Origin of the sequence: Streptomyces sp. NBC_01197, from assembly GCF_036010505.1 — a bacterium.
Taxonomy (GTDB): Bacteria; Actinomycetota; Actinomycetes; order Streptomycetales; family Streptomycetaceae; genus Streptomyces.
The window spans coordinates 224,794-240,303 of the sequence record NZ_CP108569.1; the positions used below are offsets into that span (position 1 = coordinate 224,794).

The following is a 15,510-nucleotide window of genomic DNA, read 5'->3' on the forward strand; positions in this document are numbered from 1 at the left end:
GCGTGCCCCTCGCCCTCCTCCTCGTCTCCTTCAGCCGCAAGCGGGTCCAAAAACCTGGGTCATTCAAGGACCTCAGACCACCGTTTTCTGACACGCTCTCGGGTCATGAGTGACCTTCCGGAGCCGGCCGGCCATCCCGAACTCCTCGTCGCCGAGCCGCTCGTCCGCACCGAGATCAAGATCGGGTATGCGCGGGTGCCGACCGGTGGACAGAAACTCGAACGGCAGATTCGACGCGCTCACCGTCGCTGGGTGCCGCAAGATCTTCTCCGACAAGAGTCCGGCCAGACCGACCTGCGCCCAGAGCTGAAGGCGTGCCACGCCTTCCTCGACACCGGCGACACCCTCGACCACATGCCGGAGAACTGCGACCCGGCCAACCTCCGGGCCATGTGTCAGGGCTGCCACCTGTACTACGACCAGGATCACCACGCCCGCACCCCGGCCGAAGCCCGCCGCATGTTCGCGTGGTGCAGCCGCCCGGCATTGCGTGCCTCCTTCTTGAGCTGCTGCCTGGTCCGGTCGTCATCCGGGCGTGCGAACTGGACCGCGACCTGCCTCTCCAGCCGCTCGTCCCAGGCCCGCCAGACCACGCCCATCCCGCCCCTGCCGCGGGCGGCACGGGCCGCCACTCAGGCCGCCTTCCGCTCCTCGCGGGCCGCGACCGGTACGTCGAGGGTGCGGGCGAGGCCGACCACTCCCTCGTCGAGGCGCTGCAGGTGCCGCAGTACGCGGTAGGTGACCGTGCCCGACCGGAGCACTTCGGACGAGCTGCTCTCCAGCATGGCGGCGATACTGGCACCGGACTCCACCTCACCCCCGGCGTTCTCGTCCGCCACCCGTGCCACGATCACGTCGATGTTGTGGGCGATACGCACGCCGGACCGCTCCAGCCGGGGATCGGCCGCGATGGTCTTGCTGTACGGCACCAGCTCGGCCGTCGCGGCGAGCGAACGCGCGTGGTACGCACAGGTCTCCAGCACCGCCACCAGATAGCGGGCGGTCTGCCGCCGCACCCGCAGCGGGGTGATGGGGTGCGTCAGCGGCTGGGTGGAGCGGCGCAGGTCGTCCAGGGCGGTGTCGAGATCGCGCGCCATGTCCAGGAGGTCGGCCGGGGGGCCGCCACTGAGCTGGGACACGGCGGCAGATGCTACGTCCCGCAGCCGGGCCAGCACCGTAGCGAGCTCCTCGTCGGTACGTCGGTCGGTGTGCACAGGGAGCACCAGCACGGCCGCGATGATCCCGCAGGCTGCGCCCAGGGCGGTCTCCTCGATCCGCAGCACCAGTACAGAGAAGCTGTAGGTGTTGAGGAGTGTGTAGAGCAGGCCCAGCATCGCCGTGACGAAGAAGGACATCAGCGCGTACGACAGGGGCGCGCTGAAGAACATCCCGAAGATGAAGAGGAGGACCAGGGCGAAGGCGGTCCAGGTGTGGTTGCCGACGAGCCCCGCGAGACCGACCCCGGCGACGACGCCGAGGACCGTGCCGAGCAGCCGCCGGTAGCCCTTGACGAGGATCTCGCCGGTGGACGCGGTGTTGAGGAAGACGACCCAGCAGGTCAGCACCGCCCAGTACCAGCGCTGGCTGGACAGGAACTCGCCGCCGACGATGGCCAGCGTCGAGCCGACCGAGACCTGGAACGCCGTCCTCGTGGTGCGCCGCTGCAGGCCGGTACGGTCCTCATCGGTCTCCTCGGCGCGGACGATGGCCACGTCCTCGGCCTCGAACTCCTCGCGCGAGCGGGTCGTTTCCGGAGTGTCGTCGGACTCGTCCTGCGGTCCGTCCAGCGCGAGCCGCAGCCCGAGCACGGAGCGCGCGGCCTCACCGAGTCCGCGGAACACGTCCTGTACGGCGAGCGAGGCACGCGGCAGATTCTCCTCGTCCCGGTAGCCCAGCAGCCTGTTGCGGAGATGGGCCAGGGCCGTGCCGCGCTCGTCGGGGGCCAGCCGGGTCACCACCAGATGCAGCGCGTTCAGGTCCCGGCGCAGCAGGGCTGTGATCTCGTCCGTCCCGTCGATGCCTCCGGCTCCCCCGCCGGACCGTGCGGTGCTCGCGGAGGCCGGGGCCGGTGCGTTCGGCAGATGCAGGGTGAGGGTGTCCGCGCGTTCCGCGCTGCGGGCGTTGAGCAGCAGCATCCCGAGGCGCTCGGCGGCGATCTCCGCGTCCGCGATCCTGCGCTGCACCAGCGCGGCAGTCGCCGGGTCACGGGTGCCGGACTCCAGCTGGCCCTGGATCATCAGCGCCGTCTGGTGCAGCCGTGCGGTGCGCCCGCGCAAGTCGTCGAGGATCTTGTCGAGCTGCGCCGGGGCGGCGTCGAGCAGCTCTATGTGGGTGGCCACCAGCTGGGCGAGCCGGGCCCTGAACGCCTCCCGCAGCCGGCCCAGGGTGCGCTCGGGTGTCTCCGGTACGACGGCGAACCGTACGACAGCGCTGCTCGCGAAGGCGATGGTCAGTGTCAGGTACAGCGGGGGCAGGGTGGCGACCGTGGCGTGCACGAACAGCGAGACGAAATAGACCTGGAACCCGATAAGACCGAGCGCGGTGCCGCGGTCGCCGAAGCGCCGGGAGTAGACGGCGCCGAAGATCAGCAGGACGAAGAAGGTGTCGCCCGCGATGACACGGGTGTTGAGCAGCGCCCCCAGGGACATCGAAGCGAGGGCGACGGGGAGGCCGAACCCGAGCGTGATGGCCTGGCCGCGCACCTCCTTCTCCCTGATCGCGAAGGTGGAGACCATGGCCGCCATCGCGCCGGCGACGAGGAGGGGGACCGGCGTGTGGAACAGCGAGAGCACGATGAGCGCGAGCCCGATCGCCGCGACGGTCCGCAGCCCCGCCATCAGTCGCAGGAATCCCGGGTCGGATGCCGCGTAGCGGTCCCAGGTCCCGGTCCGTGTCCGCCGTGTTGCTGCCATCGCGCTGCCGTACTCCCCTGTTCTCCGGCCCTGGTCCGGTTGCGCCACCAGCATCGCATGGCCTGCGTCTCCGGGATCCGGGCAGGTCAGGGGCTGATCGGATCGGGCAGCCCGGGCTCGGCGTCCGGGTGCGCCCTGAGGTGGCCGGCGCCCGAGCGGACCGCCCAACCGAAGACCCCCAGCGAGACGACGGCCACCACCACCGAGTCGTACGGGGCCGGCAGCCGTCCCGATCCGCCGAAACTGCCGAGCCAGGACAGCAGGGTCAGCGCGGCCAGATAGAACACCAGCCAGGCTCCGTGCCGTAGTTCGTCGCGCGGGGAGGGGCCTTCGGCGCCGCGCCGCAGCATCAGGAACAGCGGGACGCCCGCGAGCACCAGCGGCAGCGCGAGCCGCAGGTTGTGCCAGCCCGACCAGAAGACGAACTCGCCGGCCACCATGAAACTGACCGGCGCGATCCAGCGGACTCCGGGAACCTGGCCGTCCGCCCGCGGCATTCCCCGCTCCCGGTCGTGCGCCCGGAACACCGCGACGGCGACCGCGGATGCCGCATAGATGAGCAGATACATGTCGCCCATGACGCTGACGATGTCCTGCCAGCCGCCGAACGGCAGCATGAAGACGATGATGACGGCGAGATTGAGCAGCAGCGCCCGGCGGGCCGTTCCGGAGCGGGGGTCGATCCGCATGAAGAAGCGGGGCAGCAGGCCGTTCTTGGCCAGCGCGTAGGTGTGCCGGGCGTCGATGGCCACTCCGACGTACGCCGAGCCGCCCGGCGAGAGCACCGCGTCCGCGTAGAGCAGGGTCGCGAGCCAGTGCAGGTTCAGTACCAGGGCGAGCTGACCGAAGGGCGAATCGAAGTTGACGCCGTGCCAGCCGTGGCCGAGCAGGGAGTCGGGGACGGTGAAGAGGAACGCCAGCTGGAGCCCGAGGTAGACGAGGACGGCGAGGGCGATACCGGTAAGGACCGCGGCGGGTACCGTCCTGCGCGGGTTGCGGGCCTCACCGGAGAAGTCGAGAGGCGCCTGGAAGCCGTTCACGGAGTAGACGATGCCGCCGCCTGCGAGAGCGGTGAGGCAGGCCGCGTAGCCGTACGGTGCGAAGCCGCCGTGGTCGGTGAGGCGGCCGGAGTGGGTGCCCGAGAGGAAGAGGGCGATCACGGTGATGACGGGGATGACGACCTTGAGCAGGGAGACCAGGTTGTTCAGCCGTGCGAACACGCGCACCGCGAACCAGTTGAGCACGGTCAGCAGCACGCTCAGTGCGGCGGCCACACCGAGGCCGGTCGCGGTGAGCCTGCCCCCTTCGTAGAGGCCGGGCAGGTAGTGCGCCGCGTACTGCATGATGGCGCTGATCTCCGCGGCCGTACCGCCGACCGACAGCAGGACGGACCAGCCGATCACGGTGCCGACCAGCCGCCCGCTCGCGTACAGCGGCCAGCGCACGGTACCGCCGCCCTCCGGGCGGGTCGCCCCGAGCTCCACCATCACCAGCGCGACCAGGGCGCAGAGCACGCCCGCGGCGATCCACGACAGCAGGGCGGCGGGCCCCGCGGTCTGGGCGGCGTACAGGGCGGCGAACAGCCAGCCGGAGCCGAGGATGTTGGAGAACCCGATCGCCGTCAGGCCCCAGAACCCGAGGTCCTTGCGGAGCCGGTGTTCCTGGGCGAGTACGGCTTGACCGTTACGTGCCTCCGGTGGCTGGTTCTGCGGCACGTGACACGTCTCCTCGCCTGCTGCGTGATCTACGGGTGCCCAGCGTGCCACGGGTTACTGCAGCCGTAACCGTTGCCGTAGCCGGAAATTGCCGCGCTGCGTGATCAGAGGGGGCGCTGGGGTCAGTGGTCCGGGGTGCCGAGGGCGGCCGCCCCGTCCAGGGCGCTGTCCGCCGGCCCGGTCTGGGTTCCGTTCCCCGGTCCGGCCGAGACCAGTTCCACCCAGGCCCGGGCCAGCACGCGGTGGCCGAACGGCGTGGGGTGCACACCGTCCCCTGCGACATGGGCGGCGCCGCCCGCGCTCCTGGCGGCCTGGTTGAGCAGCCCGTCGGCCGCGAGCAGCGCGGCGCCGAACTCCTCGGCGAGCCTGCGCACCACCTGGATCCGCGGGTCGAGGTCCTCCCGCCAGGCCCACTGCTCGGGGAGCACCGGGACCAGGAAGGGTTCGATGAGCAGGAGTTGGGCGCCGCTGCTCTCCCTGATCCGCGTCAGGATGTGGCGGTAGTCGTCCTCGTACGCCTCGATGGTGGTGAGGTCGCCCCGGTCGTACCGGCGCCAGGTGTCGTTGACGCCGATCATGACGGACAGCAGGTCGGGGGCGAGCGCGACGCCGTCCTCGTGCCAGCGGGCGCGCAGATCGGCGATGCGGTCTCCGCCGACGCCACGGTTGACGAAGGTGTAATCGCTGTCCGGGTGGGCAGCCCGCAGCAGCTCGGCGCTCATTCCGGCGTAGCCGTGGCCGAGTCCGGCCGTGGGGTGGGACACCCGGCCCGCGTCGGTGATGCTGTCGCCCTGGAAAAGGACGGTGGCGCGGCTGGGCAGCTGAAGGGGCACAGGGACTCCGTGAAGGCGGCGAATACGGCGGGCCGGCCCGGACGGCCGGGTCCACAGAAACGTACTACCCGAAGTCGCGCGAGGGCCGGGGCGTCCCAGGAAGACCGGGGGCGGTCCGGGGGCACCGCCCCTGGAACACCGGCCGGTGGCGGATCCCGGTGGCGGATCCCGGACCGGGCGGCCCATCGCCCCAGGTCCAGGCATCACCGCAGGTCAAAGCCGGTGGCGTAACAGAGGCGAAATATTCTGGACGTAGCTTGGGAGACCGGTGGTGAACGGCACTGCCGGGCCGTGCCGCCAGGTGGCGGCGCGCGAGGAGAACGGGAGCGGCGTCCATGGAACACACCTCGTCGCCCTCTTCCGAGTCCTCCCCCGCACGGCGCGCCGACCGGGCCCGCAACGTCGCAGAGGTGCTGCGGCAGCAGGCCGCCGCAGGCCTGTACCCCACCGGTTTCCTGCCGGACGAGCGCTTGCTGTCGAAGGACTTCGCGGTCTCACGCAACACCGTCCGCCAGGCCCTGCTGATCCTGCGGGACGAGGGCCTGGTCGAGCGCCGGCGGGGAGTGGGGACGGTGCTGCTCAACCGCAAGCACTCCCATCCGCTGGAACGGCTGGCCGGACTGGCCGAGACACTGAAGTCGCACGGCACGGTCGACAACGAGGTCAGAGCCAGTGGCACGGTCGTCCCGCCCGCGCAGGTCGCCCGGCGCCTGTCGGTGCCGGACGGCGAACCGGTGGTCCGTCTCGAGCGCCTGCGGCGCCTGGACGGTATGCCGCTGTCCCTGGACCTCACCTATCTGCCGGTCGACATCGGGCTGCCGCTCCTCGACCTCGACCTGGAGAACCAGGACGTGTTCGCACTGATCGAGCAGTCCTGTGGGCAGCGGCTGGGCGCGGCCGAGGTGACGGTCCAGGCCGTGAACGCCGACCCCCACACCGCACGGATCCTGGCGGCCCCCGTAGGGACCGCGCTGTTCGCGGTGGAGCGCCTCAGCAGGCTCGCGGACGGGCGGCCGGTGGACCTGGAGTTCCTCTCCGTACGCGGCGACCGGCTCACGCTCCGGGCCGATCTGCACCGCACCGGGCCGGCCGCCGGCTGACGCGCACGCTCCTCTCCCTCCCTCCCGCCGGAGCCCTCCCCCGCTCCTTGCTTTCGAAGACCGTTCCGGTTGCTTGCGAAGACCGTTCCGGACGCCGCTCCGGCTGCTCTTCTCACCTGTCCGATCCGCCCCGCGGGTGCTTGCCGCCCCCGCCGACCAGGAGGGTCCTGTGCCCCGTTGCCCGGCCGTTCCAGAGTCTGTCCGGCCTCAGTCCCGGACTCCGGCCAGCCGTACGACTGGCCGCCGTACGGCCGGTTCGCGCGCGACCGTCATCGTCATGTGCCTGTGCGTCACCCTGGTCGTGGGCATGGTCTCGGCCGTCAATCTGGCGATTCCCTCGCTGTCGGCCGGCTCGCTGCACCCCTCAGCGGCGGCGGTGCTCTGGGTGGTCGACGGCTATGTGGCCGTCTTCGCGTGTCTGGTCGTTCCCGCGGGCGCGGTGGCCGACCGGATGGGCCGCAAGGGCGTGCTCCTCACCGGCCTGGTCCTGTTCACTCTGGGCTGTGTGCTGGCCGCAGCGGCGCCCGATGTGGGCTTGCTCATCGCCGGGCGGATGGTCAGCGGTGTGGGGGCCGCCGCCGTCCTTCCCACCACGCTGGCGCTCATGGTCACCGGCGCTCCCGGCGACCGGCGGTCGCGCCTCATCGCGCTGTGGGCATCCATGACGGGACTGGCGGCCGTGCTCGGTAACGTCGGCGGTGGCGCGGCGATCCAGAGTGGCTCGTGGCGCTCGCTGTTCCTGTACGCGGCTCCCCTGGCCCTCGTGGCCCTGCTGCTGGCCGCCTTGGTCGCCCCCACGTCGCCGCGTCTCACCCGGCCGGTCGGCCCGGTCAGCGCCCTGCTGCTGACCCTCGGATTCCTGGCACTGCTCTTCGCCATCGTCTCCGGACCGGAACAGGGCTGGGGCAGCGCACAGGTCCTGGGCGCCTTCGCCGCCGCAGTCGTCCTGCTGGCTCTCTGGACCGTCCACGAACTGCACGAGGAGCACCCGATCCTCGATCCCCGGCTGCTGGCCGGCCCGGCCGTGCGGGCGGGCGCCGTGGGCATGATGTCCGTCTTCCTCGGCATGTTCGGCCTGTTCTATCTCAACGGCCAGTACCTCCAGTACGTCAAGGGCTACTCCGCCCTCGGGGCCGGTGTCCGTCTGCTGCCCATGGCCGCGGCCCTGCTGCTGGCCCCGCGCTGCGCCACGGTGCTCAGCCGACGTCTGCACCGACGCACCGTCATCAGCCTCGGGCTGCTCGTCCTGGCGGGCGGCCTCTGCACCGTCTCGCGGGTCGGCCCGGACACCCCTTACCCGGTGTACGCGCTCGGGGCGGGGCTGACGGCAGCCGGGTGCGGGCTGGCGACGCCGCTGCTCTCCGAGACCCTGATGTCGGCCCTGCCGCCTGACCGGGCAGGTCTCGGCTCGGGGCTGCAGAGTCTGACCCGCGAACTGGGCAGCGCACTCGGTGTGGCCCTCACCGGCACCCTGATCACCGCGGGTTTCACCGCCAGGCTGCCCGCTGCGCTGCGGGGCCCGGACGCGCCGACGACGGTGGCCGGCGCGGAAGGCATGAGCGCAGGTCCGGAGTTGCACCGGGCCGTGATCACCGCCTTCACCGACTCACTCAGCACCAGCATGCTGGTGCTGGCCGGTCTGGTCCTCGCCGCGGGCGCTCTCGTCCTCACCTGGCTGCCGGCGGAATCCTCCGTACGGGTCTGAGCCTCTGCGATGAATTCCGGCCCGCGTGACAGTCAGTACAGACGCAGAAGCGGATACGACGACGACCAGGAGAATCCCATGCCCCGGATCACCCCGAACCTCTGGTTCGACACCGAGAGCGAGGAGGCCGCCGCGTTCTACGTGTCGGTGTTCCCCCGTTCGGAGATCAAGCACGTCACGTACTACACCCCGGCCGGGCCCCGGCCGGCGGGCACCGTGCTGACCGTCGAGTTCGTGCTGGACGGCCAGGAGTACATCGCGATCAACGGCGGCCCCCAGTTCACCTTCAGCGAGGCCGTCTCACTCCTGGTCAACTGCGCCGACCAGGAGGAGATCGACTACTACTGGGCCAAGCTGAGCGAGGGCGGCCAGGAAGGACCCTGCGGCTGGCTCAAGGACAAGTACGGGGTGTCCTGGCAGGTCGCGCCCAGTGAGATGCATGAATTCCTCAACGACCCCGACCCCACGCGCGGCGAGCGGGCGATGAAGGCCGTGTTCGGCATGAAGAAGCTGGATCTGGCCGCGATCCGCGCTGCCGCCGACGGGGTGTAGCCGGAACGCTAAGGGCCTTTCGTTCGGATCAGGCCGGCAGCATCCTGCTTCTATTTCGGATCAGGCCGGCACCCTGCTTCTATACGGTGGCGGCCGGGTCCACGGACAGGTCCCGGCCGCGGGTTTCGGCGGTGCGCCAGATGGCGAGCGCGGTGATCAGCCCGCAGACCATGGCCAGGGTGGCGAGGGGCGTGCTGGAGATGCTGCCCGAAGCGGAGAGCCGGCTGCTCGCGAAGAGCGGGGTGAAGCCGCCGCCGATCAGTGCGGCCAGCTGGTAGCCCATGGAGGCCCCGGTGTAGCGCACCCGGGTGCCGAACATCTCGGACAGCAGCGGGCCCAACGGTGCGTACATCGCGTTCTGCACCACCTGCCCGAGCACCATGCCGAGGATCAGCAGAGGGACGGACCCTGTGTTGATCAGAGCGTAGATCGGGAAAGCGAGCAGCAGGATTCCCGCGGCGCCCCCCAGCGACACCGCCCGGCGTCCAAGGCGGTCCGACAGCGCGGAGAAGCACGGTATAGCCACAAGACCGGTGAGCGCGGTGGCCGTGAGGCCGGACATCACGTCGGAAGTCTCGTACCCGACGGCCTTGGCGTAGGTGAGCATGAAGGTACCGATCAGGGCCGTGAGCGCGAAGGGGCCGATGCCGACCGCGCAGGCCAGGATCAGGACACGCGGCGCGCGCAGCACCTGTGCCAGGGGAATGCGGAGTTGCTTCTTCGCGGCCTGCTCTTTCCGGGTCCGTACCGCCTGCTGGAACAGCGGGCTCTCCGTAACGCTGATGCGCACGTACAGGCCGATGCCGACCAGCAGCGCGCTGAACAGGAACGGGACGCGCCAGCCCCACGCCATGAACCGGTCCTCGGGAAGGAGTGTGATCGCGGTGACCACGAGGCTGGACAGGAGGAATCCGATCGGTGACCCCATCTGCATCACGCCGTTCCACAGGCCGCGGCGCCGTGCGTCGGCGTGCTCGACGACCATCAGCGTGGCGCCGCCCCATTCACCGCCGATGGCTATGCCCTGGACGATGCGGAACAGGATCAGCAGCACGGGAGCCGCGACGCCGATGGTCCCGTACGTGGGCAGCAACCCGATCAGGCAGCTCGCCGCGCCCATGAGGACCATCGTCACGATGAGTACGGTCTTGCGTCCGAGCCGGTCGCCGAAGTGCCCGAAGACAGCACCGCCGACGGGCCGCGCGACATAGCCGGCGGCCAGGGTCCCGAACGCGGCGATCGTGCCGACGGTGGAGTTCGACTCGGGGAAGAACAGCGGGCCGAAGACCAGGGCGGCCATCGTGCCGTAGAGCAGGAAGTCGTAGTACTCGATGACGGTGCCGAGCAGGCTCGAAAGGGCCACCTTGCGCAGCAGAGCGGGATCCGGTGCCGTGGGTGGTCCCACGGGCCCTCCGGATCTCTCAGGGGTCTGTGGGGACGACGCGGAGGGTGCAGCGGGCATGACCGACTCCCTTGGGCGTGAGGGATGTTGCGGGTTGGTGAACGATGAGTGGTTTCCGCGGTGTGCGGGGCCCGTTCTCGCCGGTGATTCCGGGAGAACGGCCCTCACAGGAGCGAAACCGGGATCAGGTTTCCTGTGACCGGCAACTGCGTGACGGCGCTCAGCCTTTGCTCTCCAGACCGAACGCCTGTCGTGCGATGAGTCCGCGCATCATTTCCGACGTTCCGCCGCCGACGGTTTCCAGGATCGCCTGCCGCCACATGAACTCGACGTCGCTGTCCTTGATCAGCGCCTCGTTCGACCCGAACTCCATGGCCGAGCGCGCGATCTCCTGGGCGAGCAGGGTACCGGCCAGTTTGTGGTACGCCGCCGGAACCGCCGATGGCTGACCGCTGATGATCTCGCCGAGCAGCGCCAGCGCCAGCGCCTCGGTCTCCGCCACTTTCACGGCGAGGTCGACCAGCCGCCGGCGTACGACGGGATCGTGGCTCAGGCCCGACTTCTCCACCCAGGTGATGAGGTCCTGCAGGTCTCTTCGCAGCCGCTTCGGCGGGAACTGGACATGCCGTTCGACCGCGAGCGCGGACGCGACCACCTGCCACCCGTCGTTCTCACCGCCCACCCGGTTCCCGGCCGGGACCCGCACCGCGTCGAACCGGACCTCGTTCAGGCGACCGCCGTCATGAGTCGGGATCGGGGAGACCGAGACGCCGGGATGGTCCAGTGGAACGATCAGGACACTGAGCCCGCGCGACCTGCTGTCCGGGGCTCCGGTCCGGCAGAGCAGCCAGATGTAGTCGGCCCAGTGCGCATTGGACGTCCAGCACTTGGCGCCGTTGATCTCGTAGTCGTCACCGACCAGCGTGGCCCGGGTCCGCACCGCCGCCAGATCCGAACCGGCGTCCGGCTCCGAATAGCCGAGCGCGAAGTTGATCTGCCCGAGCCGGAGCCCGGGGAGGAGACGTTCGCACTGCTCAGCCGTCCCGTGAGTCATGAGCGCCTTGGCGACGAGGCCCGGGCCCATGGGCGGCCGGGCGACCCGTGCATAGGCCATCTCGTCCCACAGGATGAACTCGTACGCGGGTGACAGCCCCCTGCCACCGAACTCCGCGGGCCAGGACAGTGACAGCCAGCCGCGCTCCCCGAGCGCCCGGTAGACCCTCCGCACGCCCTCCCCGGTGTTCTCACCACGGTGGAAGTAGCCGTCCAGCCCCTGGTAGTCAGCCAGGAACGCGAATACCTCGCTGCGGAACGCCTCCTCCTCGGAGGTGAATCCGAAGTCCATGTCAGTCTTCCCTGCCGGCCGCGGTGGTCCACTTGGGTTCGCGCCCCTCGCTGAAGGCCCGGGGGCCTTCCTTCGAATCGGGGTGCGCCCAGTGCATCCGCAGGAGCGACCATCCGTACTCGCACGCCTGGGTGTAGCCCATTTCCAGTGACCCCCAGATCGCCTGCTGCGAGAGCGACACCGCGGCCGGCGAGTTCTTGGCGATGGACCGCGCCATCTCTTCGGCTGTGTCCATCAGTTGTCCGTGCGCGACCAGTTCGTCCACCAGTCCCAGCTGGTACGCGCGCTCCGCGGGCATCCGGTAGTCCTTGCCCATCAGTGTCATCCGCAGCGCGGAGCCCAGCGGCAGGCGCTTGGCGAGACCGATGTTCTCCATAGCCCCCACCAGGCCGACATTGACGTGGGTGTCCATGAAACTCGCCTGCTCCGATGCGACCACGATGTCGGCGTCGACCACGAAGTGCAGCCCGGCTCCGGCCGCCAGGCCGTTGACGGCGCAGATGACCGGCTTCCACACCCGGTTCTGCCGCGGCGACCAGAAGACCTCGTCGGTCAGGGGCCCTGTGCCGGTGCTCATGCCGCCCCGGCCTGCCACGACGTTCACGTCCGCACCTGTACACAAGTGCCGGTCGCCGGCGCCGGTGATGATGGCCGCACGGATCCACGGGTCCGCCCGGACCTCACTCCATACGGCCTTCATCTGCGGCATCATCGTGCCGGTCAGGGAGTTTCCCTTGTGCGGTCGATTGAGCGTGATGTATGCGACGTGTTCACGCTTCTCGAAGAGCACTTCCGGCTCTTCGACGTCCGCCCGACGATCCTGCTCCTGCGTCATTCCCGACCACTCTCCGTATACATCGCCAATACCTGTTCGCCTGTTTGGTTCGCATGGGACGGCAACATGGAGAGTTGCCTGATGCGCTGCGCAATGTGTCCGATGGGCCCTTCCACGGAGTAGCCCATGGCACCGTGCGTCTGGTGGGAGATGAAAGCCGCGTCCATGGCGGCTCTCGACGCGGACAGCCGCGCTGCGGACGCGAGGCTGGATGCCTGATGGTGACCGTGGTCGATCGCCCGCGCGGCGACCTTGATCAGCTTCTCCGCGGCCTCCAGTCCGAGGCCGGCGTTCACGATCGGATGTGCGACGGCTTGAAAGGTGCCGATGGCACGGCCGAACTGGACCCGGGTACGTGCATGTTCGACCGCGGCGTCCAGTACGCGCTTCCCCGCGCCCCACAGGTACCCGGCAAGCGCCATGTCGGAGAGGGCTGTTCCTTCCCGGACACCTTCCAGCGGGAGAACGCGCTCCAGGGCGACACGTCCCCATGGCTCGTTGCCGAGGGTCTCCAGCGAGTTCACCTCACCGGCAGGACGCGCGAGCCAGGCCCGCTCGCCGTCCGCTTCGATGAACACGTCGGCGACGGGCGCCCATGGCATCAGCGGTGGGCATCCCCACGACACCAGGCGTGTGCCGGAGACGACAGGGTGCGACAGCGCGGACGGCAGCGTACGTGCCGCGAAGACGGTCGACGCCAACGGCCCGGGGGCGAAGGCGCGTCCCAACTCCATGGCTGCGGCGGAAATCTCCCCCGCCCCGCCCTCCTCACCGGGCACCGTCAACGACAGCACACCGAGTTCGGCCAGCCCCTGCCAGAAGGGCCAGGAAAACGCACCTGAACTCGCACGCTGGACTTCTTCGGTACACCGGGCCGCGCAGTAGCTCCGGACGGACCCGGCGAGCGCTTCCTGATCCGGGGTGAACGTGACAGGTTCGCTCATGCCGCTGTGACTTCCCAACGCGATGTCACCACGGCCCGCTGATGCGCGCGCAGACCGCCGAGCTCGGCTCTGATTGCCTGCAGGCGGAGCGTCCAGAGGTGCAGATCGTGTTCCCTGGTCAGTCCGACAGCACCCGTGATCTGGTGTGTCTCCCGCGTCAGCCGGTGCAGTGTGGCCATCGTGTGCGAGGCGGCGACAGCCGACGACTCCGCGGTGGCGCCCCGGAACGCCGCCTCATAGGTGAGCCAGCGCACCCCTTCGAGCAGCACGCTCACCTCGGAAAGCCGGTGCTGCAACGCCTGGAACGAACCGAGGGCACGCCCGAACACCGTGCGGTCCTTCGCGTACTGGACGGTGAGGTCGAAGGCACTCTGCATCATCCCGAGAGCCTCGGCACAGGCCCCCACACGCCACCAGTTCATCATCGTCTGCGACGTCCCCGGGGCGAGGTCATCGGGACGGCGCGCCACCACCCGGGCCAGCGGATAGCCGTATGCCGACGGAACCGGCTCCGCGTCGTCCGGACTCAGCTCCGCGACACCGCACCGGTCAGCGCCGACGACGAGGATCTGCCTGGCCTCGCTGCCGTACCGTACGGGGCCCGGCCCCTCACGGTCGGCCAGGACGACCGGCCCCTCGGGTGCCGGAAGTCCGAGCGCGGGCAGCACGAGCAGATGCGGTACGGGCGTGATCGCGCCCAGCTCAGCACTGATCTGTTCGACCGCCAGGGTGGCTTCCAGCGGCCCCGCGCCGGCTTCGCCGAACACGTCGAGGAATCCGGCCGCGCGCAGCTCGGTCTCAAGCTCGTGGTCGTATGCCCCGCGCTCGGTGAGCTCCCGGCAGCGCTGCGGGCCGGCGTGCCGGTTCAGCAGGGTGCCCAGTGCGTCCAGCAGGGCGCGTTGTGTATCCGATCGTTCGAAATCCACGTCTATTCCTTCGGCAGCTTCAGGATCAGGCGGCTGATCAGGTTGAGCTGGACTTCATAACTCCCTGCGGCGATGCCGGCGCCGAGCGAGTTGCGGAACTGCGCATCGCCGGGCGACTGCTCGGCCAGGGCTTCGCTTCCCATGACATCGAGCGCGAGGTCGCCCACCGCACGCTCGGCCTGCACCATCGCCGCGCGGGCCTGATAGGCCATCGGCGAGGGCTCCTTCGCCTTGGCCCGCTCGTCGATGACCCGGTAGACCAGGACACGAGCAGCCTCGCAGAGTGCTCTCGCATTGCCGAACTGCTCCTGTACGCCCGGATCCGTGAGCAGGCCGGCCGCTCGGCACCAGTCGGCGAGACCGTCGAGGACCAGGGCCGCACGTGCGTAACGGGGGGCGCCGACCCGCTCGTAGGCGAGTGTCCTGCGGACGATGTCCCAGCCCTTGTTCTCCTCGCCGAGCAGGCAGTTCCCGGGAACCCTGACGTCGGTGAGAAACAGCTCGTTGAACGAGTGTTCTCCGACGAACCCGTCGATCCGCCTGACTTCGACGCCCGGCGTTCTCAGCGGCAGCAGGAAGACGGAGATTCCGTTCCGCCCGTCGGACACCGAACCGGTACGCGCGAGGAGGAAGCAGTAGTCGGCCTCATTTGCATACGATGTCCAGATCTTCTGGCCGTTGAGGACGTAGTCCTCACCATCGCGGTCCGCGCGAGTTCGCAGGGCCGCGAGGTCTGTACCGGCCTCCGGCTCGGAGAAGCCCTGGCACCAGAAGACTTCGCCCCGGGTGATCGGCGGCAGGAGTTCCTTCTTCTGTTCTTCCGTGCCGTACTTGATGACGGAGGGGCCGACCCAGTTCACATTCATGTACTGCGGGCCGCGGGGCTCACCCCGCTTCCACATCTCCTCGCCGAGCACGAAGTGCTGCCACGCCCCCTGGCCACCACCGCCGTACTCCGGCGGCCAGTGCGGGGTCAGCCACCCCTTGGCTGCCAGTGTGTGCACGAAGTCTCTTGAGAAGTCGGTGTACACCGCGCTGCCGAGACCATGCTCGGAGCGATTCCATCCGTCGGCCAGTTCGCGGTCAAGAAAGCCGACGAGGTCGCTGCGGAACGCCGTGTCCGCTTCACTCAAAGCGAATTCCATCGATCCCTCCCCGTGTGCGGTCGTGCGCCTGCCGCGCCGCACCTCGAGGAGCGAGCGCATCCCGTGGTGCCACGTCGGTCGCTCCCATCGGCGGAG

At 69.6% G+C, this 15,510-nt stretch carries 14 protein-coding genes; 3 read left to right on the forward strand and 11 right to left on the reverse strand.

Annotated elements, in window-relative coordinates:
• Positions 1-72 precede the first annotated feature (72 nt).
• The 5 genes from OG452_RS01080 to OG452_RS01100 all read right to left on the reverse strand — a co-directional run bounded on the left by OG452_RS01080 (position 73) and on the right by OG452_RS01100 (position 5,460).
• Positions 73-432, reverse strand: coding sequence for a hypothetical protein (locus OG452_RS01080; protein WP_327293678.1), 360 nt, complete (start codon positions 430-432; stop codon positions 73-75).
• Positions 426-632, reverse strand: coding sequence for a hypothetical protein (locus OG452_RS01085; protein ID WP_327293679.1), 207 nt, complete (start codon positions 630-632; stop codon positions 426-428). The genes OG452_RS01080 and OG452_RS01085 overlap by 7 nt, the downstream gene beginning before the upstream one ends.
• The gene (locus OG452_RS01090; RefSeq protein ID WP_327293680.1) at positions 633-2,912 is read right to left on the reverse strand and encodes an FUSC family protein; all 2,280 of its coding nucleotides are present in this window, start codon (positions 2,910-2,912) and stop codon (positions 633-635) included.
• An 86-nt stretch (positions 2,913-2,998) separates the two neighbouring features.
• On the reverse strand, positions 2,999-4,627 hold the full coding sequence (locus OG452_RS01095) for an APC family permease (RefSeq protein ID WP_327293681.1): 1,629 nt from the start codon (positions 4,625-4,627) through the stop codon (positions 2,999-3,001).
• Positions 4,628-4,749: 122 nt separating this feature from the next.
• Positions 4,750-5,460: an SGNH/GDSL hydrolase family protein gene (locus OG452_RS01100; protein WP_327293682.1), complete on the reverse strand. Its 711-nt coding sequence runs from the start codon at positions 5,458-5,460 to the stop codon at positions 4,750-4,752.
• 335 nt (positions 5,461-5,795) lie between these two features.
• Between OG452_RS01100 and OG452_RS01105 the strand changes: the two genes are divergently transcribed.
• The 3 genes from OG452_RS01105 to OG452_RS01115 all read left to right on the forward strand — a co-directional run bounded on the left by OG452_RS01105 (position 5,796) and on the right by OG452_RS01115 (position 8,817).
• A complete protein-coding gene (locus OG452_RS01105; RefSeq protein ID WP_327293683.1) occupies positions 5,796-6,560 on the forward strand; it encodes a GntR family transcriptional regulator in 765 nt (254 codons plus the stop codon).
• Between the two features lie 277 nt (positions 6,561-6,837).
• Positions 6,838-8,265, forward strand: a complete 1,428-nt coding sequence (locus OG452_RS01110; RefSeq protein WP_327293684.1) for an MFS transporter — start codon at positions 6,838-6,840, stop codon at positions 8,263-8,265.
• Between the two features lie 78 nt (positions 8,266-8,343).
• Positions 8,344-8,817, forward strand: coding sequence for a VOC family protein (locus OG452_RS01115; RefSeq protein ID WP_327293685.1), 474 nt, complete (start codon positions 8,344-8,346; stop codon positions 8,815-8,817).
• Between the two features lie 79 nt (positions 8,818-8,896).
• On the opposite strand, the gene OG452_RS01120 is transcribed toward OG452_RS01115, so the two are convergent.
• From OG452_RS01120 to OG452_RS01145, 6 genes are all read right to left on the reverse strand, one after another.
• Positions 8,897-10,279 carry an MFS transporter gene (locus OG452_RS01120; protein ID WP_327293686.1) on the reverse strand — a complete coding sequence of 461 codons (1,383 nt, stop codon included), beginning with the start codon at positions 10,277-10,279 and terminating at the stop codon, positions 8,897-8,899.
• 160 nt (positions 10,280-10,439) lie between these two features.
• On the reverse strand, positions 10,440-11,564 hold the full coding sequence (locus OG452_RS01125; protein WP_327293687.1) for an acyl-CoA dehydrogenase family protein: 1,125 nt from the start codon (positions 11,562-11,564) through the stop codon (positions 10,440-10,442).
• A 1-nt stretch (position 11,565) separates the two neighbouring features.
• Complete coding sequence (locus tag OG452_RS01130; protein WP_327293688.1) at positions 11,566-12,399, reverse strand: enoyl-CoA hydratase/isomerase family protein; 834 nt, start codon at positions 12,397-12,399, stop codon at positions 11,566-11,568.
• On the reverse strand, positions 12,396-13,343 hold the full coding sequence (locus OG452_RS01135; RefSeq protein ID WP_327293689.1) for an acyl-CoA dehydrogenase: 948 nt from the start codon (positions 13,341-13,343) through the stop codon (positions 12,396-12,398). The genes OG452_RS01130 and OG452_RS01135 overlap by 4 nt, the downstream gene beginning before the upstream one ends.
• Entirely contained in the window at positions 13,340-14,269 is a 930-nt protein-coding gene (locus tag OG452_RS01140; protein ID WP_327293690.1) for an acyl-CoA dehydrogenase family protein, read from the reverse strand. Before OG452_RS01140 ends, OG452_RS01135 begins: the two co-directional genes overlap by 4 nt.
• A 2-nt stretch (positions 14,270-14,271) precedes the next feature.
• A complete protein-coding gene (locus OG452_RS01145; protein ID WP_327293691.1) occupies positions 14,272-15,414 on the reverse strand; it encodes an acyl-CoA dehydrogenase family protein in 1,143 nt (380 codons plus the stop codon).
• Between the last annotated feature and the right edge of the window lie 96 nt (positions 15,415-15,510).

What these genes read in the sequence shown, in the direction of transcription:
- OG452_RS01090 (WP_327293680.1), bottom strand. Translation starts at nt 2,912, where the DNA reads ATGGCAGCAACACGGCGGACACGGACCGGGACCTGGGACCGCTACGCG.
- OG452_RS01105 (WP_327293683.1), top strand. Translation starts at nt 5,796, where the DNA reads ATGGAACACACCTCGTCGCCCTCTTCCGAGTCCTCCCCCGCACGGCGC.
- OG452_RS01110 (WP_327293684.1), top strand. Translation starts at nt 6,838, where the DNA reads ATGTGCCTGTGCGTCACCCTGGTCGTGGGCATGGTCTCGGCCGTCAAT.
- OG452_RS01115 (WP_327293685.1), top strand. Translation starts at nt 8,344, where the DNA reads ATGCCCCGGATCACCCCGAACCTCTGGTTCGACACCGAGAGCGAGGAG.
- OG452_RS01120 (WP_327293686.1), bottom strand. Translation starts at nt 10,279, where the DNA reads ATGCCCGCTGCACCCTCCGCGTCGTCCCCACAGACCCCTGAGAGATCC.
- OG452_RS01125 (WP_327293687.1), bottom strand. Translation starts at nt 11,564, where the DNA reads ATGGACTTCGGATTCACCTCCGAGGAGGAGGCGTTCCGCAGCGAGGTA.
- OG452_RS01130 (WP_327293688.1), bottom strand. Translation starts at nt 12,399, where the DNA reads ATGACGCAGGAGCAGGATCGTCGGGCGGACGTCGAAGAGCCGGAAGTG.
- OG452_RS01135 (WP_327293689.1), bottom strand. Translation starts at nt 13,343, where the DNA reads ATGAGCGAACCTGTCACGTTCACCCCGGATCAGGAAGCGCTCGCCGGG.
- OG452_RS01145 (WP_327293691.1), bottom strand. Translation starts at nt 15,414, where the DNA reads ATGGAATTCGCTTTGAGTGAAGCGGACACGGCGTTCCGCAGCGACCTC.